This is a genomic window from Streptomyces sp. NPDC060035 (assembly GCF_042736635.1).
In the GTDB taxonomy this organism is placed as follows: Bacteria; Actinomycetota; Actinomycetes; order Streptomycetales; family Streptomycetaceae; genus Streptomyces.
This window is the reverse complement of the sequence record NZ_JBHWVO010000015.1, coordinates 83,593-106,031: the sequence shown is the minus strand read 5'-3', so window position 1 is coordinate 106,031 and position 22,439 is coordinate 83,593. Positions and strand designations below refer to the sequence as shown.

The following is a 22,439-nucleotide window of genomic DNA, read 5'->3' as shown; positions in this document are numbered from 1 at the left end:
ACCTCGGACGGCGGATGGTCACCGGTTGCGCGGGGTGATCTCCGCCATCCGGGACCAGTCGTCGCCCGGCACCTCGACGTTGATGATCTCCGGGATCTCGGCGACGAGCCCGGACATCGTCTCGATCGCCGCCTTGAAGTGCTGCGAGTTCACATGCGCCACCCCCGCCTCCTGCGAGGCGAAGGCTTCGAGCAGGACGAACTGGTCCGGGTTCTCGACGCTGTACGACCACTCGAAGAAGAGGTTGCCCGGCTCCTGGCGGGTGGCGAGGGTGAAGTCGTCGACCGCCGGGAGCCAGTTGTCACGCTCGGCGGTACGGACGGTGAACTTGACGGCGATGAAGATCATGGCGACTCCTGGTCGACGGTGTACCGCGGTGCGGGCGTCGACCAGGGTCCCATATGCCTTCAAGGCGGGCATGTCCGGCACACCCGTATGCCGCCGGACGGATCCGATCCGGTTCCTACCCGCCCAGCTCCTCGTGCCGGGCGGCCAGCCGAGCCGCCCCCTGTCCGGTCAGCGAGCCGAAGAGCCGCAGCCTGGAGATCCCGCCGTCCGGGAAGATGTCGATCCGGATGTGCGTGCCCCGCACGGGCTCCGGAAGGACGAAGCGGTGGTTCGTGTCGGGCTGCAGCCGGGTCCGGGGCAGTACCTCGGTCCAGTCGCCGCTTCCCCCGTCGCTCACCGAAAGGGTCGCCCAGCCTGCTGCGTTGCCCTTGAGGTAGGCGGTGTCGATCTCGACTGCGCGGATCTCCGACTGCGCGGCCAGCCGGTAGCGGATCCAGTCATTGCCCTTGTCCCGCCTGCGCCGCGTCTCCCAGCCGTCGTCCATCTTGCGGGAGCGGCCCGGAGCGATGGTGTTCGTGGCCGGGGAGTAGAAGCGGTCGGAGGCGTCCTCGACCTGTCCGCCGTTCTCCAGGGCCGCGAGATCGAACGTACCCAGGGCGGCCAGCCAGGCGGGGTCGGGGACCACCTCGCCGTGGACCCTCAGACGGGCTATGCCGCCGTCCGGATGCTGATTGACCCGGAGGTGGGTGAAGCGCTGCCCGGCGTCGACCGTGAATCCGTTCGCCGCGTGTCCACCGACGGGCGTACGCGGTACGAGCGTTGTCCACTTCACGTCGGGTGCGAGGAGGTCCTCGGGCGACGGGGATCCGGGCATCGAGGTGGCCTCGACGGAGACCGACTGGGGGTAGTTGCCGCGAAAGTGGGCGGTGTCGACGACGAGTCCGCGCACGACTCCGGGTGCACCCAGGCGTACGAGGGCCCAGTCGTGGTCCTCGTCGGCGGGGTGCGGCTCGGCGGCACCCGTGCCCCGCCGACGGCGGGTTTCCCAGCCGTCCATGATCTTGCCCTTGTGGCCGAAGCGCTCCGGGTCGAATGCGGCGGGCTCCGGCTTCAGCAGGTTCTCTCGTTCGGCGAAGAACTCGTCGTTGGCGGCGATCACACCCGCGCCGAGCCGGCGGTCGGCGAGGTCCACGAGATGGGTGAAGGGAAAGTCCGCGGTCCGGTAGTCGGCGTACGGGTCGCCGCCTCCGTACGGGCTCGCGTCGCCGGTGAAGTGCGGTGTCGCCGTCATGGTCAGTGGTTCCTTTCGAGGAGGCGTCCGGTGGGATCGGCGAGTACGCCGTCGGCCGCGATCCGCCGGCCGCGCAGCCAGGTCGACCGGACAACGCCGTACAGGGTCCGGCCCGCGTAGGCGGTGACCTGGTTGCGGTGGAAGAGCTCGGCCGGATCGACAGTGAAGCTCTCGTCGGGGGCGAGGACCGCGAAGTCCGCGTCGTGCCCGGCTTCGATGGCGCCCTTGCGGGTGAGGCCGGCGAGCGCGGCGGGGGCGGCGGACATCCAGCGTGCGACGTCGTCGAGCGTGTGGCCGCGCCTGCGCGCCTCGGTCCAGATGGCGGGGAGGCCCAGCTGGAGGGAGGAGATGCCGCCCCAGGCCGAGGCGAAGTCCGGCGTCTTGAGGTCGGTGGTGCAGGGCGAGTGGTCGGAGACGATGCAGTCGATGGTGCCGTCCGCGAGCCCCGCCCAGAGCGCGTCCTGGTTGGCGGCCTCCCTGATGGGCGGGCAGCACTTGAACTCCGTTGCGCCGTCCGGGACTTCCTCCGCCGTGAGGGTGAGGAAGTGCGGGCAGGACTCGACGGTGACGCGTACGCCCTCGCGCTTGGCGGCGGCGATCAGCGGCAGGGCATCGCTGGAGGAGAGGTGCAGGACATGGACGCGGGCGTTCAGCCGCTCGGCATGGGCGATGAGGCCCTCGATGGCGGTGTTCTCGGCATCGCGCGGGCGGGAGGCGAGGAAGTCTGCGTACGCCGGGCCGCCGCGCCGAGGTGCGGACGCCAGGTGGTGCGGGTCCTCGGCGTGCACGATCAGAAGTCCGCCGAAGCCGGCGATCTCGGCCATGGAGCGGGCCAGTTGCTCCTGGTCCAGCTCGGGGAACTCCTCGACCCCTGAGGGCGAGAGGAAGCACTTGAAACCGAAGACCCCGGCCTCGTGCAGCGGACGCAGATCCTTTGTGTTCGACGGGATCGCACCGCCCCAGAAGCCGGTGTCGACGTGCGCCTTGGGCGCTGCCACCTGCTGCTTGGTGCGCAGATGCGGGACGGTGGTGGTCGGCGGGAGGGAGTTGAGCGGCATGTCCAGCAGGGTGGTGATGCCGCCGGCCGCGGCCGCTCGGGTGGCGGTCCAGAAGCCTTCCCACTCGGTGCGGCCGGGGTCGTTCACATGGACGTGGGTGTCGACGAGGCCGGGCAGCAGCACGTCGTCGCCGAAGTCCTCGATACGGGCGCCGCCGGGCACCTCGGTGTCGTAGGGCAGGACCGCCTCGATCGTCCCGCCGACGACGACGACCGCTGCCGCACGGGTCCCCTCGGGGGTGACCACGCGCGTCGAGCGCAGTACCAGCTTCATGTCCGCCTTCACGTCCGCACCGGGCACCCGTGCTCCTCACTCAGAAATTCAACGAACTGTTGAAGGAGTCTTCACTCGGGAAAGCACCCCGTCAAGACCTCACCTTCCCTGCGGGGCGAGGAGTCGGCCACTGGCGGCCCCAGGACTGCACCGGTTGGAGAATTCCACAAAGTAGAAGTCTAATTTCGACAGGCGGAACGTAGAATGGGCCAGGAGCGGCACCACCACACTCCGGACAGACCGTGGTCCGGACCGTCGACACCGGGACAAAACAGGTCCTGACCGGCAAGGACGCCGCACCGGGAGCAGTGGGCCGATCGGGAGCAGCCCGGTAGGCTGCTGCCTTGCCTCCGCTTCGAAAGGACCGTTGACGTGCCGCCGTCCCACGCCAGCACATCCGACTCCAAGCCCGCCGGTCCCAGTGGCGGGGTGCAGTCCCTCGAGCGCGCCTTCGATCTTCTGGAGCGCATGGCGGATGCCGGGGGCGAGGTCGGGCTCAGCGAACTCTCCGCGAGCAGTGGCCTTCCGCTGCCGACCATCCACCGGCTGATGCGCACCCTGGTCGTGTGCGGCTACGTACGTCAGCAGCCCAACCGCCGCTACGCGCTGGGCCCGCGGCTGATCAGACTCGGCGAGTCCGCGTCCCGGCTGCTGGGCACCTGGGCGCGCCCGTATCTCCAGCGCCTGGTCGAGGAGACCGGCGAGACGGCGAACATGGCGCTGCTCGACGGTGACGAGATCGTGTACGTCGCACAGGTCCCGTCGAAGCACTCGATGCGGATGTTCACCGAGGTGGGCCGCCGGGTCCTCCCCCACTCCACGGGTGTGGGCAAGGCCCTGCTCGCGAACACACCGGCGGACGAGGTGCGGGCGCTGCTGGCCCGTACGGGAATGCCTGCGGCCACGGACAAGACGATCACCACGCCGGACGGCTTCCTCGACGCGCTCGAACAGGTGCGCAGGGCGGGCTACGCGGTGGACGACAACGAGCAGGAGATCGGGGTCCGCTGCCTCGCGGTGTCCGTGCCCAACTCCCCCACCTCGGCCGCGATCTCCATCTCCGGGCCGGCGGGGCGGGTGACGGAGGCGGCGACGGAACGGATCGTGCCGATCCTTCTGCAGATCTCGAAGGAACTCTCCGAAGCGCTGGCCAGCAACGCCTCGGCGGGCTGACCTCCGGGGCCGGGACGGCTACGGCCACAGGCTTCAGACCTCAGACCTCAGACCTCAGACTTCAGACTTCAGACTTCAGACTTCAGTCGAGCGTCGGCGCCGACAGGCGGCCGTCCGCCATCGTCACCGTCCCGTCCGACCGGTCCAGATGGGCCCGGTCGTGGGTGACCATCACCGTCGCCGTCGACCGTTGCCGGGTCAGCCCGACCAGCAGGTCGAGGACCGCTGCGCCCCGTTCGTGGTCGAGCGCGCTGGTCGGTTCGTCGACGAGCAGCACCGCGGGCTCGTTCATCAGGGCCCGCGCGATATTGACCCGCTGGCGCTGGCCGCCGGACAGTTGGTGGGGCCTGCGGTCGGCCTTGTCGGCCAGGCCCACCGCGTCCAGCAGCTCCAGCGCCCGGCACCGGGCTGCCCGTGCCGAGCCGCGGGACAGGTGGGTCATGACCTGCAGCTGCTCCGCGGCGGTCAGTGACGGCAGCAGGTTCGGCTGCTGGAAGACGATGCCGATGTGCTCCCGGCGCAGAGCGGCCTCGTCCGCGCGGCTGAGCCCCGCGGTCTCCGTACCGGCGACGACGACCCGTCCCCGGTCCGGGGTGACGAGCGTGGCCGCGACCGCCAGCAGACTGGACTTGCCGGAGCCGGACGGTCCGACGACCGCGGTCAGCGAGCCTGCGGCGACGTCCAGCGAGACCCGGTCGAGCGCGGTGAGCCGGGCATCCCCGTCGGGGTAGGTGAGAGTGACGTCGGTGAGGGTGAGGGTCATCGGGCACTCCCGAGTGCGGTGAGCGGGTCGACGGCGGTGATCCGCCGGATGGACAGGGCCGCCCCGAGCGCACCGAGTGCGATCATCACGGCGGCAGGAACGAGAACGGTCGACGCGTCGAGGACGAACGGCACGGCGCCCCCTCTGCCCCCGACCAGCGCACCGATGCCCGCGGCGAGCCCGGTGCCCGCCCCCGTGCCGATGGCGAGCATCAGCACGGCCTGTCCGAGCGCGTCCCGCAGCAGGTACGGGGTGGAGGCGCCCAGGGCCTTGAGTACGGCGACGTCGCCGCTGCGCTGAATCGTCCAGACGGTGAAGAAGGCGCCGATGACCAGTGCCGAGATGGCGAAGAGGGAGCCGCGCATCAGCTGGAGCGAGCCGTTCTCGGCCTGATAGGAACCGATGGCGGCCAGCGAGCCATCGAGGGTCAGGGTGCTCGTGCCCGCCGCCTTGTCGCCCGCCGCCGGATCGGCGTCCGCGGTCGTGGTCAGGGCGACCACGGTGGCCTCTGCCCCGGTGCCGCCGATGCGCTGCCAGTCGTCGAGCGACGTCCACACCACCGGCGTATGGCTGTACGAGGCGTTGCCCTCGACCGCGTCGACGGTTACTTCGGTGCCGCCGAGCCGGACCGTGTCACCGGCTCCGGCGCCGAGGTCGTCCGCGGCCTGCTCGGAGAGCACGACCCGGCCCGCCGCCACGGTGCCGGGCGCGAGCCCGCCGTGCGGCTCGACGCCGAACGCCGAGACCGCGGCCGTGCGGTCACCGCCGGCCGTCGCGGCGTTCAGCGTCCGGATCCCGAGCGGCTCCGCGGCGGTGACCCCGGGCAAGCCGGCCCAGGTCTGCCAGGCGCTCTCCTCGACGGTGGAATGCGTGAACGACTCCGACTGACCGTCCGGCGGGGCGGCGAAGGCGAGACGGTCCGCGTTCAGCCCTGTGACGGCCGAGGTGTTCTCCCTGGCCAGGCCGGCCGTGAGACCGGACAGCAGGCCCACGAGCAGCGTGATCAGCACGACGACCGTGCCCATGAGGGCGAACCGGCCCTTGGCGAACCGTAGATCTCTCCATGCAACGAACATGACTCCAGACTCGGGCCGCGGACCTGCGGAAACATCGTGCGCCGGGGGGTTCGGACATCAACCTTTCGATTGACCGGCCGCACGCCCGGCGCGTCTACGCTGGAACGACCATGGATTCGCGTTCGCACACCCCCGTCACCGCCGCGCTGCGGTTCTGCCTGCACGCGTTGCTGATGGGGCTGCTGGCACTGGCCGCGGCACGCGCGGTGAGCGACGGTGCGACGCACTCCACGGCCGTCGTCGTCGTGGCGGGGGTGATGGCCGCGCTGTACGGAGCGGGCGCGCTGGCCTCCGTCGTACAGCCGCAGACCCGCGCCGCCGCCGTCTGGCTCGCCGCCCTGGGCGCGGTCTGGCTTGCCCTGCTGGCACTGTCGTCCGACGCCCTGTGGGTGGCCTTCCCGCTCTACTTCCTCCAGCTGCACCTGCTCCCGGTGCGGTGGGGGCTGCCCGCCGTGGCGGCCACGGCGGCAGCTGCGATCAGCAGCTTCGTCCTGCACGGCGACGCCATCACACCCGGTGCTTTCATCGGACCGCTGCTCGGTGCGGCGGTGGCCGTGGCGACCGTGCTCGGATACGACGCACTGTTCCGGGAGAGCGAGCAACGCCGCGAGCTCATCGAGGAGCTGGTCTCCACCCGGGCGGAGCTCGCCGAAGCCGAACGCACCGCGGGCACCCTGGCCGAACGGGAGCGGCTGGCCCGCGAGATCCACGACACCCTCGCCCAGGGGCTGTCGAGTATCCAGCTGCTCCTGCGGGCCGCCGAGCGCACGCTCCCCGAGGACGCTCCGGCCACCGCCCATGTGCGCCGGGCCCGTGAGGCGGCGCAGGACAATCTGGCGGAGGCCCGCCGCTTCGTGCGGGCCCTGAGCCCGCCGGACCTGGAGGACAGTTCGCTGGCCGCGGCCCTGTCCCGTCTCTCTTCGCGCACCTCGGCACCGGAGCTCACCGTGCAGTTCGCGGTCAGCGGTACGCCGGTGGAGCTGCCCACTCCGTACGAGGTGGCGTTGCTCCGTACCGCCCAGTCGGCGCTGGCCAACACGGTGCGGCACTCGGGTGCGCAGCGGGCGGAGATCACCCTCAGCTTCATGGAGACATCGGTGGCCCTGGACGTGGTGGACGACGGGCAGGGCTTCGATCCGGCGGCGGAAGGGGTGCGCAGGAGTTCGGAGAGCGGGGGCTTCGGGCTGCCCGCGATGCGCTCGAGGGCCCGCTCGCTGGGCGGCACCCTGAGCGTGGAATCGGCGCCGGAGCAGGGTACGGCCGTCGCCGTCACGCTGCCGCTTCCCGCCATCGAGCCGGAGGGCACCGCCGCATGACCGACCCGATCCGGCTGCTGCTCGCAGACGACCATCCGGTGGTCCGGGCAGGCCTGCGCGCCCTCCTGGACACCGAGCCCGACTTCCGGGTCGTCGCCGAGGCGTCCACGGCGGAGCAGGCCGTGGTCCTTGCCGCGACCGGGCAGTTCGACGTCGTCCTGATGGACCTGCAGTTCGGTACGGGGATGCACGGCGCGGAGGCCACAGCCGCGATCACTGCGGCAGCGGACGCTCCCCGGGTGCTCATCCTCACCACGTACGAGTCGGACGCGGACATTCTGGCCGCGGTCGAGGCGGGGGCCGGCGGCTATCTGCTGAAGGACGCCCCGCCGGCGGAGCTGGCGGCAGCGGTGCGTACGGCGGCTGCCGGCCGCTCGGCGCTCGCCCCGGCGGTCGCGCATCGTCTGATGGACCGGATGCGGACCCCTGCCCAGGCCCTGACCAAGCGTGAGCTCGAAGTGCTCCAGCTGGTCGGTGAGGGGTTGTCGAACCAGCAGATCAGCAAGCGGCTCTTCCTGAGCCAGGCAACGGTGAAGTCCCATCTGGTGCACATCTACGCCAAGCTCGGCGTCGACTCACGCACCTCGGCGGTCGCTGCGGCGACCGCACGCCGCCTGATCCGCCGCTGACCGGGCGCGCTGCCCTCAGGGGCGCGGCGGCTCCCCGAAGAGGTCCACGGCGATCCTTACGTCCCGCAGACCGGGAGCGAGCGCGCTGACCGAGCCGATCGCCCCCGCGACCAGCAGGAGGGAACGGCGCAAGCGGGGAATCTCGGGTGTTCCGCTGACCGCCATGGCGTCCAGCGCGGCCAGCTCGTCCTCGGCGATTCCGCGGTCGGGGAACTCGACGGGGTGTCCGGCCAGTTCGCGGCGGAGCCGGGATACGGCCGTACGCAACTCCGCAACCCGCGGATCCTCATCACTGCCGGTCAACCGCTTCTGCCCCACGCTTCGCAACAAAGCACTCCCCCTCGCACGTCTTTGTGCCGTGTATCGACCCCTGTCCCGGGCGGCGGTCAAGTGCCTGGGACTGTCCGTAAGTTAACGCCATGAAAGGTGGCGTGCGCCACTCCGCGGCCGGAAATCGAGGGTACCCCCTGGGAGTGACCTCCATTTCGCCAGTGCGAACAGAGGAGTGGTATCCAGAGCGCATGGCTCACAAACAAAGGATCCCTGTGGTCGCCGGGGTACTGCTCGCCGCAGGTGGCGGCCGCCGGCTCGGCGGCCGGCCGAAGGCTCTCCTGGAACACCACGGGCACCCCCTCGTCGAGCACGCGGTCCGGGCGCTGCGCAACGGCGGGTGCGGCCCGGTCCATGTGGTGCTGGGCGCCTCGGCCGACGAGGTACGGGCCCGGGCGGACCTCTCCAGGTGCACAGTGACCGTGAACCCCCGCTGGGAGGAGGGCATGGGCTCCTCGCTGCGGGCGGGGCTCGATGCGCTCACCGGTTCGGACGTGGACGCGGCGCTCGTCCTGCTGGTCGACCAGCCGGGTATCGGCGCGGAGGCGGTGGCGCGGGTGCGGTCGGCGTACCGGTCCCGGACGAGCCTGGCAGCAGGGATGTACGACGGACAGCGCGGCCATCCGGTCATGTTCGGCGCCGCGCGGTGGCCGGACGTCACGGCGGGCGCGGTCGGCGACCAGGGTGCGCGGGCTTATCTGCGGACGCATGGCGATGCGATCACGCTCGTCGAGTGTTCCGATGTGGCTCAGGCGTACGACATCGACACGGCGGAGGACCTCGGGCACCTGAAATGAGCGGAGGGTACCCGACCTGGCACGGTGCGCCATCTCCTCCGCACTTCTGTCGACCCGGAGAATCTCGATATCAACAAACCATTGAACTTCCACTATGAGGAAACTAATATCCACTGATCAGAAGCGCGGAGTGCCACTTCCGCACCCGGACGGCCCCCACAGCCGCATCCCGGAGCCATGGCACCCCGTGCCGCCCCAGGCGACCCGGCGGCTGTGGGCCGCCGCCCGCACCACCCGCTGAAGGAGTGACAGCTCATGTCCGCACCAGCGCCGTCCCCGCTGGCCATCGTCGATGCCGAGCCCCTGCCGAGGCAGGGCGAGGTCCTGACCGATGCGGCTCTCGCGTTCGTGGCAGAGCTGCACCGGCAGTTCACGCCCCGGCGTGACGAGTTGCTCGCCCGTCGTGGCGAGCGCCGAGCCGAGATCGCCCGCACCTCCACGCTGGACTTCCTGCCGGAGACGGAAGCGGTCCGCGCGGACGACTCCTGGAAGGTCGCCCCGGCCCCGGCCGCGCTCGACGACCGCCGGGTGGAGATCACCGGTCCGACCGACCGCAAGATGACCATCAACGCCCTGAACTCGGGCGCCAAGGTCTGGCTCGCCGACTTCGAGGACGCGTCCGCCCCCACGTGGGAGAACGTGATCACCGGCCAGCTCAACCTGATCGACGCGTACACCCGGAACATCGACTTCACCGACCCCGGGTCCGGCAAGTCGTACGCCCTCAAGCCCGCCGAGGAGCTCGCGACCGTCGTCACCCGCCCGCGCGGCTGGCACCTGAACGAGCGCCACCTCCAGCTGGACGGCACCCAGGTGCCCGGCGCACTGGTCGACTTCGGCCTCTACTTCTTCCACAACGCCCAGCGGCTGATCGACCTCGGCAAGGGCCCGTACTTCTACCTCCCGAAGACGGAGTCGCACCTGGAGGCCCGCCTCTGGAACGACATCTTCGTCTTCGCCCAGGACTACGTCGGCATCCCGCAGGGAACGGTCCGCGCGACCGTCCTGATCGAGACGATCACCGCCGCGTACGAGATGGAGGAGATCCTCTACGAGCTGCGCGACCACGCCTCCGGGCTGAACGCCGGCCGCTGGGACTACCTCTTCTCCATCGTCAAGAACTTCCGTGACGGCGGCCCGAAGTTCGTCCTGCCGGACCGCAACCTCATCACGATGACCGCCCCGTTCATGCGCGCGTACACCGAACTCCTGGTCCGCACCTGCCACAAGCGCGGTGCGCACGCCATCGGCGGCATGGCGGCCTTCATCCCGTCGCGACGCGACGCCGGGGTCAACAAGGTCGCTTTCGAGAAGGTCAAGGCGGACAAGGACCGCGAGGCGAACGACGGCTTCGACGGCTCCTGGGTCGCACACCCGGACCTCGTCCCGATCGCGATGGCCTCGTTCGACGCGGTCCTGGCCACGAAGCCGAACCAGAAGGACCGCCTGCGCGAGGACGTCCAGGTGGCGGCGGGCGACCTGATCGCCATCGACACCCTGGACGCGAAGCCCACGTACGACGGCCTGCGCAACGCCGTCGCGGTCGGCATCCGCTACATCGAGGCGTGGCTGCGCGGAATGGGCGCGGTCGCCATCTTCAACCTGATGGAGGACGCGGCCACCGCCGAGATCTCGCGCTCGCAGATCTGGCAGTGGATCAACGCGGACGTGGTCTTCGAAAACGGCGAACACGCCACCGCGGACCTGGCCCGCAAGGTCGCCGCCGAGGAACTGACCGCGATCCGCGCGGAGCTCGGCGACGAGACGTTCGCCGCGGGCAAGTGGCAGCAGGCCCACGACCTGCTGCTCCAGGTCTCCCTGGACCAGGACTACGCGGACTTCCTGACGCTGCCGGCGTACGAACAGCTGCGCTGAGCCACGAAGGAGCGCCGTACCCCCTTGTCCGTCACCGGACGGGGGTACGGCGCTTTCGGCACATGGGCAGTTCGGCGGCGACCACGCGAAGGAAACAGACCGCGGCCCGCACGAGCAGCACATTCACGGCCGCCCCGAGCCCGCACGCGAGAGCCGAGCTGGATGCACCGGCTTCGCCCCCTCCTCCACCGAGGTCGCCGAACACCGCGGTGAGCGGCATGAGGACGAAGACGTACAGGAAGTTCAGCCCGGGCTGCGACAACCAGAACAGCAACGGACCCGCGTGCGAGGAGCCCTGGGCGCCCACGATCAGCCCGCCGACGGACATGGCGACGACGTACGCGAGGGCCACGATCCGGGCTGTACGGGGACGACCGGCACGACTCATCGTTGCAGACCTCTCGTCACGGCGTACCGGAGAGCGACCTCTCGGATCGACCGACCGCACCCTCATTATTGAACACGTTCGAAACCTATCATCCGGACGCCGAATTCGGCGCCGCACCTCGCGCCCTGCCACACCAACTGGCGCTCCCACCGCACACGATCCACCGTTCCGTGCCACAGGAAGTACCGGCAGGCGCTGTGCGCGACATGGCCCCGGCTCACCACGCGTAGGGCTGGTCCCGCACCCGGCATGGCAGGCTCGCCTCCTCCTGTGCCGGCACCGGGCGGCCCGGGGCGGGGGCCGGTACTTCACCGCGTGCGGCCCCTGCCCGGGCGGCGCCGTCAGCCGGTGACCACGACGGTGCGCTGGGCGGAGAAGTCCCCCCACGTCCCGTCGGGCAGCTTGGCCCGGATCTTGAGCGAGTAGCGCGTGCCGGGCGGGTCGGTGGCGGTGAGCCGGTAGGTCGCCCTGCCCGCGGGCGGGGTGCCGCCCCAGACGATCGTGGTGGTCAGCTTCCCGTTCAGGTGCAGCTGGTACGCGGGGATCGTGCCGCCGGTGTCCGGCTGGTCCCAGGAGAGGTCGATCACGGATTCCTTGCCCTCGGCGGCCGCCTTCGTCCGCAGTCCGGTGGGCGCCGTACTGGCCGGCGCACCGCTGGCGGAGGCGGTGGTGAGGTCGAGCGCGTTGCTGTCCGGGGAGGATCTCTCGGCGGCGTCCCGGGCACGGACGGTGAAGGTGTAGACGGTGCCGGGGCGCAATCCGGTGAGGCGGGCCGTGGTCTGCGTGCCGGGCACGCTGTGGATCCTGGAGTCCTCCTGGTAGATGTCGTACGAGGTGACGCCCACGTCGTCCGTGGAGCCGCCCCAGGACAGGGTGACCGTCCTGCCGTTCTCCGCCTGGCCGCGCAGCTTCACGGGACCGGTCGGCGGCTCGGCGTCGGTGGGGCTGGGGGCGGGAGTGGTGACGGGGACGGCGGCGCTCGGGGCGGAGAGGTTCCCTGCGGCATCGCGGGCCCGGACGGTGAACGTGTACGCGGTGGAGGCGGCCAGCCCGTCGATGTCGATCATCCGCTTGGTGGCCGGTACCGACCGGGCCTTCCTGCCTTCGCGGTAGACCTCGTAGCCGGTGATCCCCTTGTTGTCCGAGGCCTGGTCCCACATGACGTGCACGGACGTGGCACTGCCCGCCTGTGCGGTCACTCCTTCGGGTGCCGTCGGTTTCTGGGTGTCCGCTTCTGCGGTTCCTCCACAGGCCGTGAGTGCGGCGAGGAGCAGGGCGGCGGAGCAGGCCAACGCGGTGCGTGCGTGGGGGCGTTGCACGGTGACGCCTTCCGTCCGGAGCAATGGTCCAGACCTGTATGCCATGCCGGTGGGGGTGCCGACAAGGGGTGGATCGGAACGTTCCGCAATGTCCGCGATGAGTTCTCGGCTCCGGAAGAGTCTGAAGAAGTATGGATACGCACAGCGGGACAGCGCCCGCCCTCGACCTGGAACCCGCGGCCCGGCGGATCGGCGAGCTGGTCGGCTCCGTCGACGACCGGCAGCTGTCCGGGCCCACGCCCTGCCCGGACTACTCGGTCCGTGAACTGCTCGCCCATGTACTCGGACTGTCCGTCGCCTTCCGTGACGCGGCACGCAAGGAGCTCGGGCCGACGACGGACACCTCTCCGGACTCGGCGCTGCCGGTCCTCCCCGACGACTGGCGCGAGTCGCTGCCTCCGCTGCTGGACGAGCTCGTCATGGCGTGGCGTGCTCCGGCTGCCTGGGAGGGCATGACCCAGGCCGGCGGGGTGGATCTGCCCGCCTCGGTGGCCGCCATGGTCGTATCGAACGAGCTGGTCGTGCACGGCTGGGATCTGGCCAGGTCGACGGGTCAGGAATTCCGGGCGGACGAGGCGAGCCTGCGCTCGTCGGAGGCGCTGCTTGCTCCCGTGGACGACGGGCGGGGGCCCGGTGCGCTCTTCGGCCCGCCGGTGCCGATTCCGCACGACGCGCCGCTGCTCGACCGCGTGATCGCTCTGAGCGGTCGCCGCCCGGACTGGCGGCCGGGCGGCTGACGGCCGGGGGCCTGACGAGCTCGCGCCCCGGATGCTTCCGAGCCCGGAGCGGAAGGGCCCGGACGCCTCTCAGACCCCCGCGGCAGCCGGGGGCCGCAGTGCCCGCAACACCTCCCTGGCCTGTTCCCGCAGCCGGTCGTCGGTGGGGGCGATGGCGGTCTCCACGCCGGAGGCCGTCACCCTCAGGTCCCGCTCGGCCAGCGCGGCAAGCCGCCGTCCGTGGTCCTCGGTCAGCGCGTCCCGGCCGAGGGCCAGGAGCGCCTCCAGGGCCGTGGCCGGGTCGGCGTCCTCCTCAGCCGAGTCCAGCAGCAGCCCGGCCGCCGCGCGGACATCGAGCGTCCCCGGCGCGATGGCGTGCAGGGCGAGCACCGCGGCCGGGGCGTGGCGCGGATGTGCGAGCAGTCCCTCCAGCGCGGGCGCCAGGGGGCGGCCCTGGCCCCCCAGCTGGGCGGCGACCCGCGCGGCCCGGACGAATGTCCAGCGGATCCAGCTCAGCTCGGTCTCACCCAGCACTCCGGCCAGGAGCCGCAGCGCCTCCTGCGCCCGGCCCGTGATCCGCCACAGCGCCTCGGCGATCGCGACATCGGCGTCCAGGTGCGGAATGACACGGCCCGTCCCGGGAGTGCTTGCCGCCGCCACCAGGGCGGGCACCAGCTCCGCCGCCTGCGGTCCCAGCTCGGCGGCGGCGGACGCGGCCTCCCGTACGCGGCCCCCGTCGCCGGTCAGTTGCGCGGCCAGGACGGTCAGCAGGGGACCGGCGTCGTCGGTGAGCTGCCACACGGCTCGGGCCGCGGCGAGCCGGGCCTCCGGCGGTCCCGACCGGGCCGCCCGGCGCAGCAGCCCGCTCGTCGCCTCGCGGTCTCCCGGAGGGCAGACGGCGGCAAGAGCCCTCGCCATCGGCTGCGGGAACCTGCGCAGTGCGGCGCCCAGTTCGGGCAGGGCCGAGGCCGCCCCGCTCCCCCAGGACTCCAGCAGCGCCGCGTACCGGAAGGGTTCGTTGGCCCTCAGCTTCTCCGGTGTGGCCAGCCGGGCACGGACCGCCGAGAGCAGTCCGGCGTCGAACGAGACCGTGGGCGAGGCCTCGAGCGGCCCGCCGCAGGCGGCGCCGAGTGCCCGGGGCCGGTTCTCCAGGTCACGGGAGAGGAGCCGCACGGCCCGCTCCGGGTCCACACTCACCAGAGCTTCGAGTGCCCGGTCGGCCAGGTCGCCGTCCGTCGCGGCGAGTTCGGCCAGGGCGGGGGCCACGGCGGCGGCGCGGCGGCCGAGCAGCCTGAGGAGCGACAGCGCCCGCCCGACGGCCGGAGGGTCGCCGAGTACCGCGGCGGCGAGCGGGCCCGCCAGCCGGTCGGGCGCACTGCGTGAAATCCGGCAGGCGGACTCCGCCGCCCACAGGGCCTCCGTGCACACCTCGGGCCGCTCACTGCGCAACGCGGTGTCCAGGAGTCCGTACACGGCGTCGCGGTCTGCGTCCGTGTCACGGATCAGGAGCTCCGAGACCACATACTGCAGGGGTTCGTTCCGGTCGAGGTCCATGCGGCCGGAGACCAGTTCGTCGGCGGGGAGCAGGTCGAGCATCGCCTCGTGGTGCACGGCGGTCCAGGGCACGCCCGTGTCCACGCAGGCGAGCAGCGCGGCGATCCGGAGCTCCCCCGGCCCGTCCGGACCGATGGCTCCGGCCGCCAGATCTGCCGTGCCCGCCGGGTCCAGACGGGCCAGGCCGCCGAGCAGTTCGGCCCGTACCAGCGGCTCGTCCTCCGTGGCGAAGCGGGTCCGCAGCACCGGACACACCTGGTCCGCGGCCCCGGTCATGGTCGCCGCCCAGACCGCGGCCTGCCGTACGTCGGCGCTCCCGGCCTCCACCGAGGCGAGCAGCAGGGGAAGTTGGGCAGTCACGGCCCGTCGGCAGGCGGCCTCGTCGCTCTCCCCCTCGTCCGCCCCGCCCTCCGCTATCCCGCCGAGCAGGGCGAGCACTTCCGCGGTGCGGACGCCCTCACCGGCGAGCCGTGCCAGATACGGGACGGCGTGTGCCGTGGCCTCGTACACCGAGCCCTGGTGCAGGATGCTCCCGTACAGCTCGCCGAGCGCTTCGGCGGCCTGTTCCTCGCCCTCGTCCGCCAGCGCCCGCAGGCAGTCGGGCACGTCGGCGGCGCTGCCGTAGGCATGCTGGTAGGTGGCCCACGGCTGGGCTTCGAGATCGGCGAAGAAGGGTGCGAGATCCATGGGACGGATCCTGGCACCCGGTACTGACAACGCCCAGGACACGCCCCGGCCAGGCCCGGCGGCACCTCGAGCCGGGCCCGGGCGCAGCCCGCCGACGGGTTCAGCTGGTGAAGAACTCGGTGATCTGCTGAGCCACCTCGTCCGCGTGCCGCTGGTGCACCTGGTGACCGCCGCCCAGCGTGATCAGCCGGCAGTCGGGAATGAGGGAGGCCATGTCCGGCAGACGCTCCTGCGGCATACCGCTCTCGGGTCCGCCGGCGATCATCAGTGTCGGTGCGACGATCTGCCCCAGCTCCTCCTCCCACCGCGGGTCGGGAGCCGCGATCTGCGCCCTGACGGCCGGGAGGGCGTTCTCGTCGTAGTCCACCGGTCCGGTGGGGTGGCCGTCGCCCACCAGTTGCCCCGGGAACGGCGGCGGGGTCTCCACCAGCACCAGCCGCTCCACCCGGTCCGGATGCTCCTCGGCGAGCAAGTAGGCGACGACTCCGCCCATCGAGTGGCCCACGAGGCCCACCCGAGGGAGATCGCACTCGTTGAGGAAGCCGAGGACGTCGTCCCGCATCTGCTCGAACGTGTACTCGTCGGGCCAGTCGCTCTCGCCGTGCCCGCGCATATCGAGTGCGTACACCCGCCACTCCTCGCCGAGCAGCCGCGCCGTCGGCTCCCAGCTCGCGGCGGAGCCGCCGAGGCCGTGCAGCAGCACCACCGGCGAGCCGAACGGGTCACCCCAGGTTGTATACGCCAGCCGCACATCGCCGACATCCACAACAGACCGATCTTCCATGCCCTGAACGCTACCGCCGTCGGACGCGCTCCGGTCCCAGGCCCCCACCTGGCACGCTTGTCGTGTGAAACACCTGTGTCGCGCCCTCACCGTCGCCGTGGCCCTCGCTCTGTCGGGCTGCTCCGGAGCGGACGCCAACGCCCCCGAGAAGGGGCTCGACGATCCAGCGAAGAAGGACATCGCCATGCAACTGGTGTCCAGCGCGGAGAACTCCTCGCTGGACTGGAAGGCCCAGTACGGCTACATCGAGGACATCGGCGACGGCCGCGGCTACACCGCCGGCATCATCGGATTCTGCTCCGGCACCGGCGACATGCTCAAGGTCGTCGAGCGCTACGGGGCGGCGCGCCCCGGAAACACGCTCGAACGCTTCCTGCCGGCGCTGCGCGCGGTGAAGGGCAGCGATGCGCACGCGGGGCTCGGCAGCCCGTTCACCGAGGCCTGGGCGAAGGCCGCGTCGGACCCGGCGTTCCGGGCGGCGCAGAACACGGAGCGTGACCGCTCCTACTTCGATCCTGCGGTCGAGCAGGGCAAGGCCGACGGACTGAGCGCCCTGGGCCAGTTCATCTACTACGACGCCTATGTGATGCACGGTTACGAGGACGCGGCAGGCACCGTCGGCTTCCGCTCGATGCGCGCCCAGGCCGTCGCGAAGGCCGAGCCACCCTCCGAGGGGGGCGACGAGGAGGCCTATCTCAATGCCTTCCTCGATGCCCGTGTGGCCGCGATCCGCAAGGAGCCGTCGCACAGCGACACAAGCCGCGTGGAGTCCGCCCAACGCGTGTTCGTACGCGAAGGCAGGCTCCAGCTGGAAGCGCCGCTGCGGTGGAAGGTGTACGGCGAGAGCTTCCGCATCGACCACTGAGCGTCACCACCCTGAGCCCCGTACCGCGCGTCTGCGCGTGGTGCGGGGCTTTTCCGTGTACGCAAAAGAGCCCGGTCAATCCGTGCCGGAGGGCTGTACCGCAGGCTCCAACAGCTGATAGGAAAGCTTCCTAACAGAACATCGGAACGACGAACTCCCTTTTGGAGGACTGGTGCACTACCCCCACAATGGCACCGCACGTCGCACCATCCATCTCACTCGCCTCACCCGCCCCATCGGTCTCGCCGCAGCGGCCCTCGGGCTGACGTTCGCAGCGATTCCGGTCACCGCTCAGGCCGGCGCCCCCACGTCGTCGGCCGCTCATCACCTGGAGGCCGCCGCGACCGGGCTCGACGATCCCGCGAAGAAGGACATCGCCATGCAGCTCGTGTCCAGCGCGGAGAACTCCTCGCTGGACTGGAAGGCCCAGTACGGCTACATCGAGGACATCGGCGACGGCCGCGGCTACACCGCCGGCATCATCGGATTCTGCTCCGGCACCGGCGACATGCTCGACCTGATCGAGCTGTACACCGAGCGCGAGCCGGGCAACGTACTCGCGAAGTACCTGCCCGCCCTGCGCGCGGTGGACGGCTCCGACTCGCACGAGGGGCTCGACCCGGGCTTCACCGGGGACTGGGCCGAGGCGGCGTCCGACCCGGCCTTCGAACAGGCTCAGAACGACGAGCGGGACCGGGTGTACTTCGATCCCGCGGTGGGCCAGGGCAAGGCCGACGGCCTCGGCACGCTCGGCCAGTTCGCGTACTACGACGCCATCGTCATGCACGGCGGCGGCAGTGACAGCACGGGCTTCGGCTCCATCCGCCGGATGGCCCTGGCGCAGGCACGGCCGCCGTCGCAGGGCGGCGACGAGGTCGCCTACCTCGACGCGTTCCTGGACGCGCGGGTCTGGGCGATGAAGCAGGAGGAGGCCCACTCGGACACCAGCCGGGTGGACACCGCGCAGCGGGTGTTCCTGCGGAACGGCAATCTGAATCTGGATCCGCCGCTGGACTGGCACGTGTACGGCGACAGCTTCCACATCGGCTGACACGGCCAACGCCACTGGCGCGTACGGCGGTTCCCGTGAGGTTCCGTCGTACGCGCCCCGGCCCGGGCACCCGCCCGGTCAGTGGGCGACGGGCAGAACCACCGGGTCCTTCGACTGCTCGTTTCCTGCGGCTCGCTCGTCGGTCTCCGGCTTGCGGCCCAGGTGGTTGAAAGCAACGTTCAGCAGGATCGCCACGACGCAGCCCGTGGAGATGCCCGAATCGAGGACGACGAGCAGGTCCTCGGGGAACGCGTGGTAGAAGTCCGGCGCGGCGATCGGGATCAGGCCGATGCCGACGGCGGTCGCGACGATCAGCGCGTTCTCGCCCTTCTCCAGGGCCGCGGCGGCCAGTGTCTGGATACCGCTCGCGGCGACGGAGCCGAAGAGGACGATGCCGGCGCCGCCGAGTACGGGCAGCGGTACAAGAGCGATGACGGACGCGGCGACCGGAACCAGTCCGAGCACCACGAGGATCGCTCCGCCCGCGGCGACGACGAAGCGGCTGCGGACCTTGGTCATCGCCACCAGCCCGATGTTCTGGGCGAACGCGCTGCACATGAAGCCGTTGAAGAGCGGGCTGATGGCGCTGCCCAGCGTGTCGGCGCGCAGACCGCCCTCGATGGTCCGCTCGTCCGCCGGACGTCCGACGATCTTGCCGAGGGCCAGCATGTCCGCGGTGGACTCGGTCATGCAGACCAGCATCACGATGCACATCGAGACGATCGCGGCGATCTCGAACTGCGGGGCGCCGAAGTGGAACGGAGTCGGGAAGCCGACCAGGTCGGCGTCCCCGAGGGTCCCGAAGTCGGTGATGCCGACCGGGATCGCGATCAGCGTGCCGATGACCAGCCCGAGCAGGATCGCGATCTGCTGGAGGAAGCCGCGCAGGAGTTTGCGCAGGGCGAGCACGATCACGAGGGTGACGGCGGCCATCGTGATGTTGGTCGTCGAGCCGTAGTCGTCGGCGCCCGCGTTTCCGCCCTGGGACCAGGTGAAGGCGACCGGCAGCAGCGAGACGCCGATCAGGGTGATGACGGTGCCGGTGACGACGGGCGGGAAGAACCGGACGAGTTTGCAGAAGTACGGGGCGAGTACGAAACCGAGAAGGCTGGCGACGATGATCGCGCCGAAGATGACGGCGATGCCGTCGTGCCCCCGGTCCTTGCCGATCGCGATCATCGGGGTCACCCCGGCGAACGACACCCCGTTGACGAACGGCAGCCGGGCGCCGATGCGCCAGAAGCCGAGGGTCTGGAGCAGGGTGGCGATGCCCGCGGTGAAGAGGCTCGCCCCCATCAGGAAGGCGGTCTCCTTCGCGGTGAGGCCGACGGCGGGTCCCACGATCATCGGCGGGGCCACGACACCCGCGTACATCGCGGCCACGTGCTGCAGACCGCTGGTGAACATCTTCAGTGGGGGAAGTGTCTCGTCGACCGGGTGTTTCCGGTCGGTTCCTTCGGATATCTCTGTGCGAAACCTGGGCGTGGCTGCCACGGCGGCTTCCTCCGGTCGGGTGCACGTCGGGGACGTGGGTGTCAGGGAGGTGGTGCTGAGTGGTGCGTTGGTGCAGGTCGTGCAGCTGATGCGGCAGCTTTCGTCACCGGTGCGAGGGCGCGTACGTGTGAGTACCCGCCCTCGCACCGGCTGCCGTGGACCCTGTTCGGGGCCACGGTGGCCGGCCCAGGGCCGTCCCCCTGGGCCGGCCGGTCGGGGGGGAGCGTGCGGAGCGTCAGGCTCCGGCGGCGATCTGCGCCAGACGCCTGGCCTCGTCGCGGGTCGCGCGGGCGATGGCGTCCTCGTCCACCGTGATCAGGTGGTTGTCCTCGACGACAGTTCTGCCGTTGACGAGGGAGAGGGTGACGGGGGCCGCCGCGCCGAAGACGAGTGCGGTCACCGGGTCGGCGATGGAGGCGTGGGCGAGGGTGTCCAGCTTCCAGAGGACGAGGTCGGCGAGCTTGCCCGCCTCCAGGGAGCCGATCTCCTGGGCGCGGCCGAGGACCTGCGCGCCGCCGTACGTCCCAAGGCGCAGGGCCTGGCGGGCGTTGAGGGCCTTCTCGCGGTGGGCGCCGAGACGGTTGATGAGGAGGGCGTTGCGCAGTTCGGTGTGGAGTTCGCCGGACTCGTTGGACGCGGTCCCGTCGACGCCGAGACCGACCGGGACGCCGGCGGCGAGCATGTCGGGGACGCGGGCGATGCCCGCGGCGAGGCGGGCGTTGGAGGACGGGCAGTGCGCGACGCCGGTTCCGGTGCGGGCGAATGCGGCGATGTCGGAGTCGTTCATGTGGACGCAGTGCGCCATCCACACGTCGTCGCCGAGCCAGCCCGTCGACTCGAAGTAGTCGGTCGGGCCCATGCCGAACAGTTCCTTGCAGAACTGCTCCTCCTCGACGGTCTCCGATCCGTGCGTGTGCAGCCGCACTCCGCGGCGGCGGGCCAGTTCGGCGCCCTGCCTGAGGAGTTCGGTCGACACGGAGAAGGGCGAGCAGGGCGCGACGGCGATCCGGGTCATCGCGTCGAACGAAGCGTCGTGGTGTGCGTCGATGGTCGCCTCGGTGCCGGCGAGGGCACCGTCGAGGGTCTCGACGGCGAAGTCCGGCGGCAGTCCGCCGTCCTTCTCGCTGCGGTCCATGGAGCCGCGGGCGAGCGTGAACCGTACGCCCATGTCGCGGGCCGCGCCGATGATCGCGCCGGACAGGTCGCCCGAGCCCTGCGGGTAGACGTAGTGATGGTCCATCGCGGTGGTGACACCGCCGCGGGCCATCATCGCGAGCGAGCCCTGCGCGGCCACGCGGGCCATCTGCTCGTCGATGCGCGCCCACGTCGGGTACAGGGCGACCAGCCAGTCGAAGAGGTTGTGGTCGGTCGCGAGCCCCCGGGTGATCCACTGATAGAAGTGGTGGTGAGTGTTGACCAGACCGGGTGTGACGAGGTGGCCGGTGCCGTCGATGCGTCGTACGACATCGGCGAGGCCTTCGGGCGCGCTGCCCGCGCCGACGGATTCGATGCGGTTGCCCGCCACGACGACATGCCCCGAGGCGTACTCGGTGTCGTGGGCGTCGACGGTCGCGATCGAACAGTTCTCGATGACGATGCGCTGTGTGGGCCTGGGGTCCGCCGAAGCTGCCATGGTGCTTCCTTCTTCTGTCTCTGGCGATGTGGGCACGGCAGGACCCTAGGAGGATTTGAGTGCCACGGCGTCGAGGCCGTGGGTGCCGAGGTGTGAAGAGGACGTCCGGCCCCCCGCCTGGCTGCGGGCGGCGGAAGGCCGGCTCGGTACTGCGTCAGAGGTTGGTCATGTCGACCGGGATCCTCGGCTCGACACCGTCCCGGAGCACCGTCGCCTCGATGAGGCCGTACGGCCGGTCGGCGGCGAAGTAGACCTCGTTGTCGTTCTTGAGGCCGAAGGGCTCCAGGTCCACCAGGAAGTGGTGGTTGTTCGGCAGCGAGAAGCGGATCTCGTCGATCTCGCTGCGGCTGTTGATGACCCGCGAACCCATCTGGTACAGGGTCTGCTGGAGCGAGAGGGAGTACGTCTCGGCGAAGGCCTGCAGCATGTGCTTCTTCGCCTGCTCGTACGACTTCTCCCAGTTGGGCATCCGCTCGCCGTCGCTGGTCCAGTTGTAACGCCAGGCGGCCGACACGTCGGTGCACAGGACGCGGTCGTACGCCTCCTTGAGCGTCGTGTACTTGTCCTTGACGTAGCCCCAGAACTCCGAGTTGGTCGAGTTCATGACGGTGAGGTCCTTGAGACCGGAGATGATCTCCCAGTTCTCGCCGTCGAAGGTGATCTGGGTGGTGCGCAGCTCCTGGCCCTTGCGGGCGAAGGAGTGGTTGACCTCGTCGGCGCCGATGAACCTGGACTTGCCGTCCGAGGTCGCGATGCGCTCCCAGGCGTACTCCTCGATCCGGATCCGTGCGATCTGGATCGGCTCCTGCGAAGTCACGAAGTGCCGGGCGAGGTGGATGCCGAACTGCTCGGCGGACTCGATGCCGTGTTCCTTGGCGAACGCGAACACCGTGTTCTTGGTGGTGTCGGTCGGCAGGACGTTCGCATTGGATCCGGAGTAGTGGACCTCGTCCATGTCGCCGGAGAGGGCGACGGAGACATTGAGGTCCTTGATGTGGTGGGTGTCGCCGTCCCGCGTGATCTTGACGACGCGGTTCTCTGCTTTGCCGTACTGGTTCTGGCCGAGAATCGTGGGCATT

Annotated in this window: 21 protein-coding genes; 8 read left to right on the top strand and 13 right to left on the bottom strand. The window is 70.6% G+C overall.

Annotated elements, in window-relative coordinates:
* Positions 1 to 18 precede the first annotated feature (18 nt).
* From ACFWBQ_RS23475 to allB, 3 genes are all read right to left on the bottom strand, one after another.
* Positions 19 to 348: a putative quinol monooxygenase gene (locus ACFWBQ_RS23475; protein WP_385492360.1), complete on the bottom strand. Its 330-nt coding sequence runs from the start codon at positions 346 to 348 to the stop codon at positions 19 to 21.
* A gap of 115 nt (positions 349 to 463) precedes the next feature.
* The gene (gene alc / locus ACFWBQ_RS23470; RefSeq protein WP_385492357.1) at positions 464 to 1,579 is read right to left on the bottom strand and encodes an allantoicase; all 1,116 of its coding nucleotides are present in this window, start codon (positions 1,577 to 1,579) and stop codon (positions 464 to 466) included.
* 2 nt (positions 1,580 to 1,581) lie between these two features.
* Positions 1,582 to 2,910, bottom strand: coding sequence for an allantoinase AllB (gene allB, locus ACFWBQ_RS23465; protein WP_385492568.1), 1,329 nt, complete (start codon positions 2,908 to 2,910; stop codon positions 1,582 to 1,584).
* Positions 2,911 to 3,282: 372 nt separating this feature from the next.
* Here allB and ACFWBQ_RS23460 point away from each other — a divergent pair, with 372 nt between their 5' ends.
* A complete protein-coding gene (locus ACFWBQ_RS23460; protein WP_385492354.1) occupies positions 3,283 to 4,083 on the top strand; it encodes an IclR family transcriptional regulator in 801 nt (266 codons plus the stop codon).
* Between the two features lie 82 nt (positions 4,084 to 4,165).
* Here ACFWBQ_RS23460 and ACFWBQ_RS23455 read toward each other — a convergent pair whose 3' ends face one another.
* Positions 4,166 to 4,846, bottom strand: a complete 681-nt coding sequence (locus ACFWBQ_RS23455) for an ABC transporter ATP-binding protein (protein ID WP_385492351.1) — start codon at positions 4,844 to 4,846, stop codon at positions 4,166 to 4,168.
* Positions 4,843 to 5,922, bottom strand: a complete 1,080-nt coding sequence (locus tag ACFWBQ_RS23450; protein ID WP_385492348.1) for an ABC transporter permease — start codon at positions 5,920 to 5,922, stop codon at positions 4,843 to 4,845. The genes ACFWBQ_RS23455 and ACFWBQ_RS23450 overlap by 4 nt, the downstream gene beginning before the upstream one ends.
* A 110-nt stretch (positions 5,923 to 6,032) precedes the next feature.
* Between ACFWBQ_RS23450 and ACFWBQ_RS23445 the strand changes: the two genes are divergently transcribed.
* Positions 6,033 to 7,238, top strand: coding sequence for a sensor histidine kinase (locus tag ACFWBQ_RS23445; RefSeq protein ID WP_385492345.1), 1,206 nt, complete (start codon positions 6,033 to 6,035; stop codon positions 7,236 to 7,238).
* Positions 7,235 to 7,867, top strand: coding sequence for a response regulator (locus tag ACFWBQ_RS23440; RefSeq protein WP_385492342.1), 633 nt, complete (start codon positions 7,235 to 7,237; stop codon positions 7,865 to 7,867). The genes ACFWBQ_RS23445 and ACFWBQ_RS23440 overlap by 4 nt, the downstream gene beginning before the upstream one ends.
* Positions 7,868 to 7,882: 15 nt before the next feature.
* Here the strand turns inward: ACFWBQ_RS23440 and ACFWBQ_RS23435 are convergent, their stop codons facing one another.
* The gene (locus ACFWBQ_RS23435; RefSeq protein WP_329214973.1) at positions 7,883 to 8,185 is read right to left on the bottom strand and encodes a DUF5955 family protein; all 303 of its coding nucleotides are present in this window, start codon (positions 8,183 to 8,185) and stop codon (positions 7,883 to 7,885) included.
* Positions 8,186 to 8,388: 203 nt separating this feature from the next.
* On the opposite strand from ACFWBQ_RS23435, the gene ACFWBQ_RS23430 reads away from it, so the two are divergent.
* Together ACFWBQ_RS23430 and aceB are read left to right on the top strand one after the other, a co-directional pair.
* Positions 8,389 to 8,994: an NTP transferase domain-containing protein gene (locus tag ACFWBQ_RS23430; RefSeq protein WP_385492339.1), complete on the top strand. Its 606-nt coding sequence runs from the start codon at positions 8,389 to 8,391 to the stop codon at positions 8,992 to 8,994.
* A gap of 255 nt (positions 8,995 to 9,249) precedes the next feature.
* Complete coding sequence (aceB, locus tag ACFWBQ_RS23425) at positions 9,250 to 10,869, top strand: malate synthase A (protein WP_385492336.1); 1,620 nt, start codon at positions 9,250 to 9,252, stop codon at positions 10,867 to 10,869.
* Positions 10,870 to 10,900: 31 nt separating this feature from the next.
* Here the strand turns inward: aceB and ACFWBQ_RS23420 are convergent, their stop codons facing one another.
* Both ACFWBQ_RS23420 and ACFWBQ_RS23415 read right to left on the bottom strand, forming a co-directional pair.
* On the bottom strand, positions 10,901 to 11,257 hold the full coding sequence (locus ACFWBQ_RS23420; protein ID WP_385492333.1) for a hypothetical protein: 357 nt from the start codon (positions 11,255 to 11,257) through the stop codon (positions 10,901 to 10,903).
* Positions 11,258 to 11,598: 341 nt separating this feature from the next.
* On the bottom strand, positions 11,599 to 12,576 hold the full coding sequence (locus ACFWBQ_RS23415) for a fibronectin type III domain-containing protein (protein ID WP_385492330.1): 978 nt from the start codon (positions 12,574 to 12,576) through the stop codon (positions 11,599 to 11,601).
* A gap of 131 nt (positions 12,577 to 12,707) precedes the next feature.
* Between ACFWBQ_RS23415 and ACFWBQ_RS23410 the strand changes: the two genes are divergently transcribed.
* Positions 12,708 to 13,313 (top strand): TIGR03086 family metal-binding protein, encoded by a 606-nt coding sequence (locus ACFWBQ_RS23410; protein ID WP_385492327.1) that lies wholly within the window; start codon positions 12,708 to 12,710, stop codon positions 13,311 to 13,313.
* Positions 13,314 to 13,382: 69 nt separating this feature from the next.
* Here ACFWBQ_RS23410 and ACFWBQ_RS23405 read toward each other — a convergent pair whose 3' ends face one another.
* Together ACFWBQ_RS23405 and ACFWBQ_RS23400 are read right to left on the bottom strand one after the other, a co-directional pair.
* Positions 13,383 to 15,533 carry a hypothetical protein gene (locus ACFWBQ_RS23405; protein ID WP_385492325.1) on the bottom strand — a complete coding sequence of 717 codons (2,151 nt, stop codon included), beginning with the start codon at positions 15,531 to 15,533 and terminating at the stop codon, positions 13,383 to 13,385.
* A gap of 100 nt (positions 15,534 to 15,633) precedes the next feature.
* The gene (locus ACFWBQ_RS23400) at positions 15,634 to 16,317 is read right to left on the bottom strand and encodes an alpha/beta fold hydrolase (protein WP_385492322.1); all 684 of its coding nucleotides are present in this window, start codon (positions 16,315 to 16,317) and stop codon (positions 15,634 to 15,636) included.
* Positions 16,318 to 16,381: 64 nt separating this feature from the next.
* On the opposite strand from ACFWBQ_RS23400, the gene ACFWBQ_RS23395 reads away from it, so the two are divergent.
* Positions 16,382 to 17,182 (top strand): chitosanase, encoded by an 801-nt coding sequence (locus ACFWBQ_RS23395; protein WP_385492319.1) that lies wholly within the window; start codon positions 16,382 to 16,384, stop codon positions 17,180 to 17,182.
* A gap of 172 nt (positions 17,183 to 17,354) precedes the next feature.
* Positions 17,355 to 18,233: a chitosanase gene (locus ACFWBQ_RS23390; RefSeq protein ID WP_385492316.1), complete on the top strand. Its 879-nt coding sequence runs from the start codon at positions 17,355 to 17,357 to the stop codon at positions 18,231 to 18,233.
* A gap of 78 nt (positions 18,234 to 18,311) precedes the next feature.
* Here ACFWBQ_RS23390 and ACFWBQ_RS23385 read toward each other — a convergent pair whose 3' ends face one another.
* From ACFWBQ_RS23385 to pucL, 3 genes are all read right to left on the bottom strand, one after another.
* Entirely contained in the window at positions 18,312 to 19,727 is a 1,416-nt protein-coding gene (locus ACFWBQ_RS23385; RefSeq protein WP_385492313.1) for a nucleobase:cation symporter-2 family protein, read from the bottom strand.
* A 235-nt stretch (positions 19,728 to 19,962) separates the two neighbouring features.
* On the bottom strand, positions 19,963 to 21,360 hold the full coding sequence (locus ACFWBQ_RS23380) for an 8-oxoguanine deaminase (RefSeq protein ID WP_385492310.1): 1,398 nt from the start codon (positions 21,358 to 21,360) through the stop codon (positions 19,963 to 19,965).
* A gap of 154 nt (positions 21,361 to 21,514) precedes the next feature.
* Positions 21,515 to 22,438 (bottom strand): factor-independent urate hydroxylase, encoded by a 924-nt coding sequence (gene pucL, locus ACFWBQ_RS23375; RefSeq protein ID WP_385492307.1) that lies wholly within the window; start codon positions 22,436 to 22,438, stop codon positions 21,515 to 21,517.
* Between the last annotated feature and the right edge of the window lies 1 nt (position 22,439).

Coding starts and splice junctions, on each gene's coding strand:
- ACFWBQ_RS23475 (WP_385492360.1), bottom strand. CDS start 348: ATGATCTTCATCGCCGTCAAGTTCACCGTCCGTACCGCCGAGCGTGAC.
- alc (WP_385492357.1), bottom strand. CDS start 1,579: ATGACGGCGACACCGCACTTCACCGGCGACGCGAGCCCGTACGGAGGC.
- allB (WP_385492568.1), bottom strand. CDS start 2,910: ATGAAGCTGGTACTGCGCTCGACGCGCGTGGTCACCCCCGAGGGGACC.
- ACFWBQ_RS23455 (WP_385492351.1), bottom strand. CDS start 4,846: ATGACCCTCACCCTCACCGACGTCACTCTCACCTACCCCGACGGGGAT.
- ACFWBQ_RS23450 (WP_385492348.1), bottom strand. CDS start 5,922: ATGTTCGTTGCATGGAGAGATCTACGGTTCGCCAAGGGCCGGTTCGCC.
- ACFWBQ_RS23445 (WP_385492345.1), top strand. CDS start 6,033: ATGGATTCGCGTTCGCACACCCCCGTCACCGCCGCGCTGCGGTTCTGC.
- ACFWBQ_RS23440 (WP_385492342.1), top strand. CDS start 7,235: ATGACCGACCCGATCCGGCTGCTGCTCGCAGACGACCATCCGGTGGTC.
- ACFWBQ_RS23430 (WP_385492339.1), top strand. CDS start 8,389: ATGGCTCACAAACAAAGGATCCCTGTGGTCGCCGGGGTACTGCTCGCC.
- aceB (WP_385492336.1), top strand. CDS start 9,250: ATGTCCGCACCAGCGCCGTCCCCGCTGGCCATCGTCGATGCCGAGCCC.
- ACFWBQ_RS23420 (WP_385492333.1), bottom strand. CDS start 11,257: ATGAGTCGTGCCGGTCGTCCCCGTACAGCCCGGATCGTGGCCCTCGCG.
- ACFWBQ_RS23410 (WP_385492327.1), top strand. CDS start 12,708: ATGGATACGCACAGCGGGACAGCGCCCGCCCTCGACCTGGAACCCGCG.
- ACFWBQ_RS23405 (WP_385492325.1), bottom strand. CDS start 15,533: ATGGATCTCGCACCCTTCTTCGCCGATCTCGAAGCCCAGCCGTGGGCC.
- ACFWBQ_RS23400 (WP_385492322.1), bottom strand. CDS start 16,317: ATGGAAGATCGGTCTGTTGTGGATGTCGGCGATGTGCGGCTGGCGTAT.
- ACFWBQ_RS23380 (WP_385492310.1), bottom strand. CDS start 21,360: ATGGCAGCTTCGGCGGACCCCAGGCCCACACAGCGCATCGTCATCGAG.
- pucL (WP_385492307.1), bottom strand. CDS start 22,438: ATGCCCACGATTCTCGGCCAGAACCAGTACGGCAAAGCAGAGAACCGC.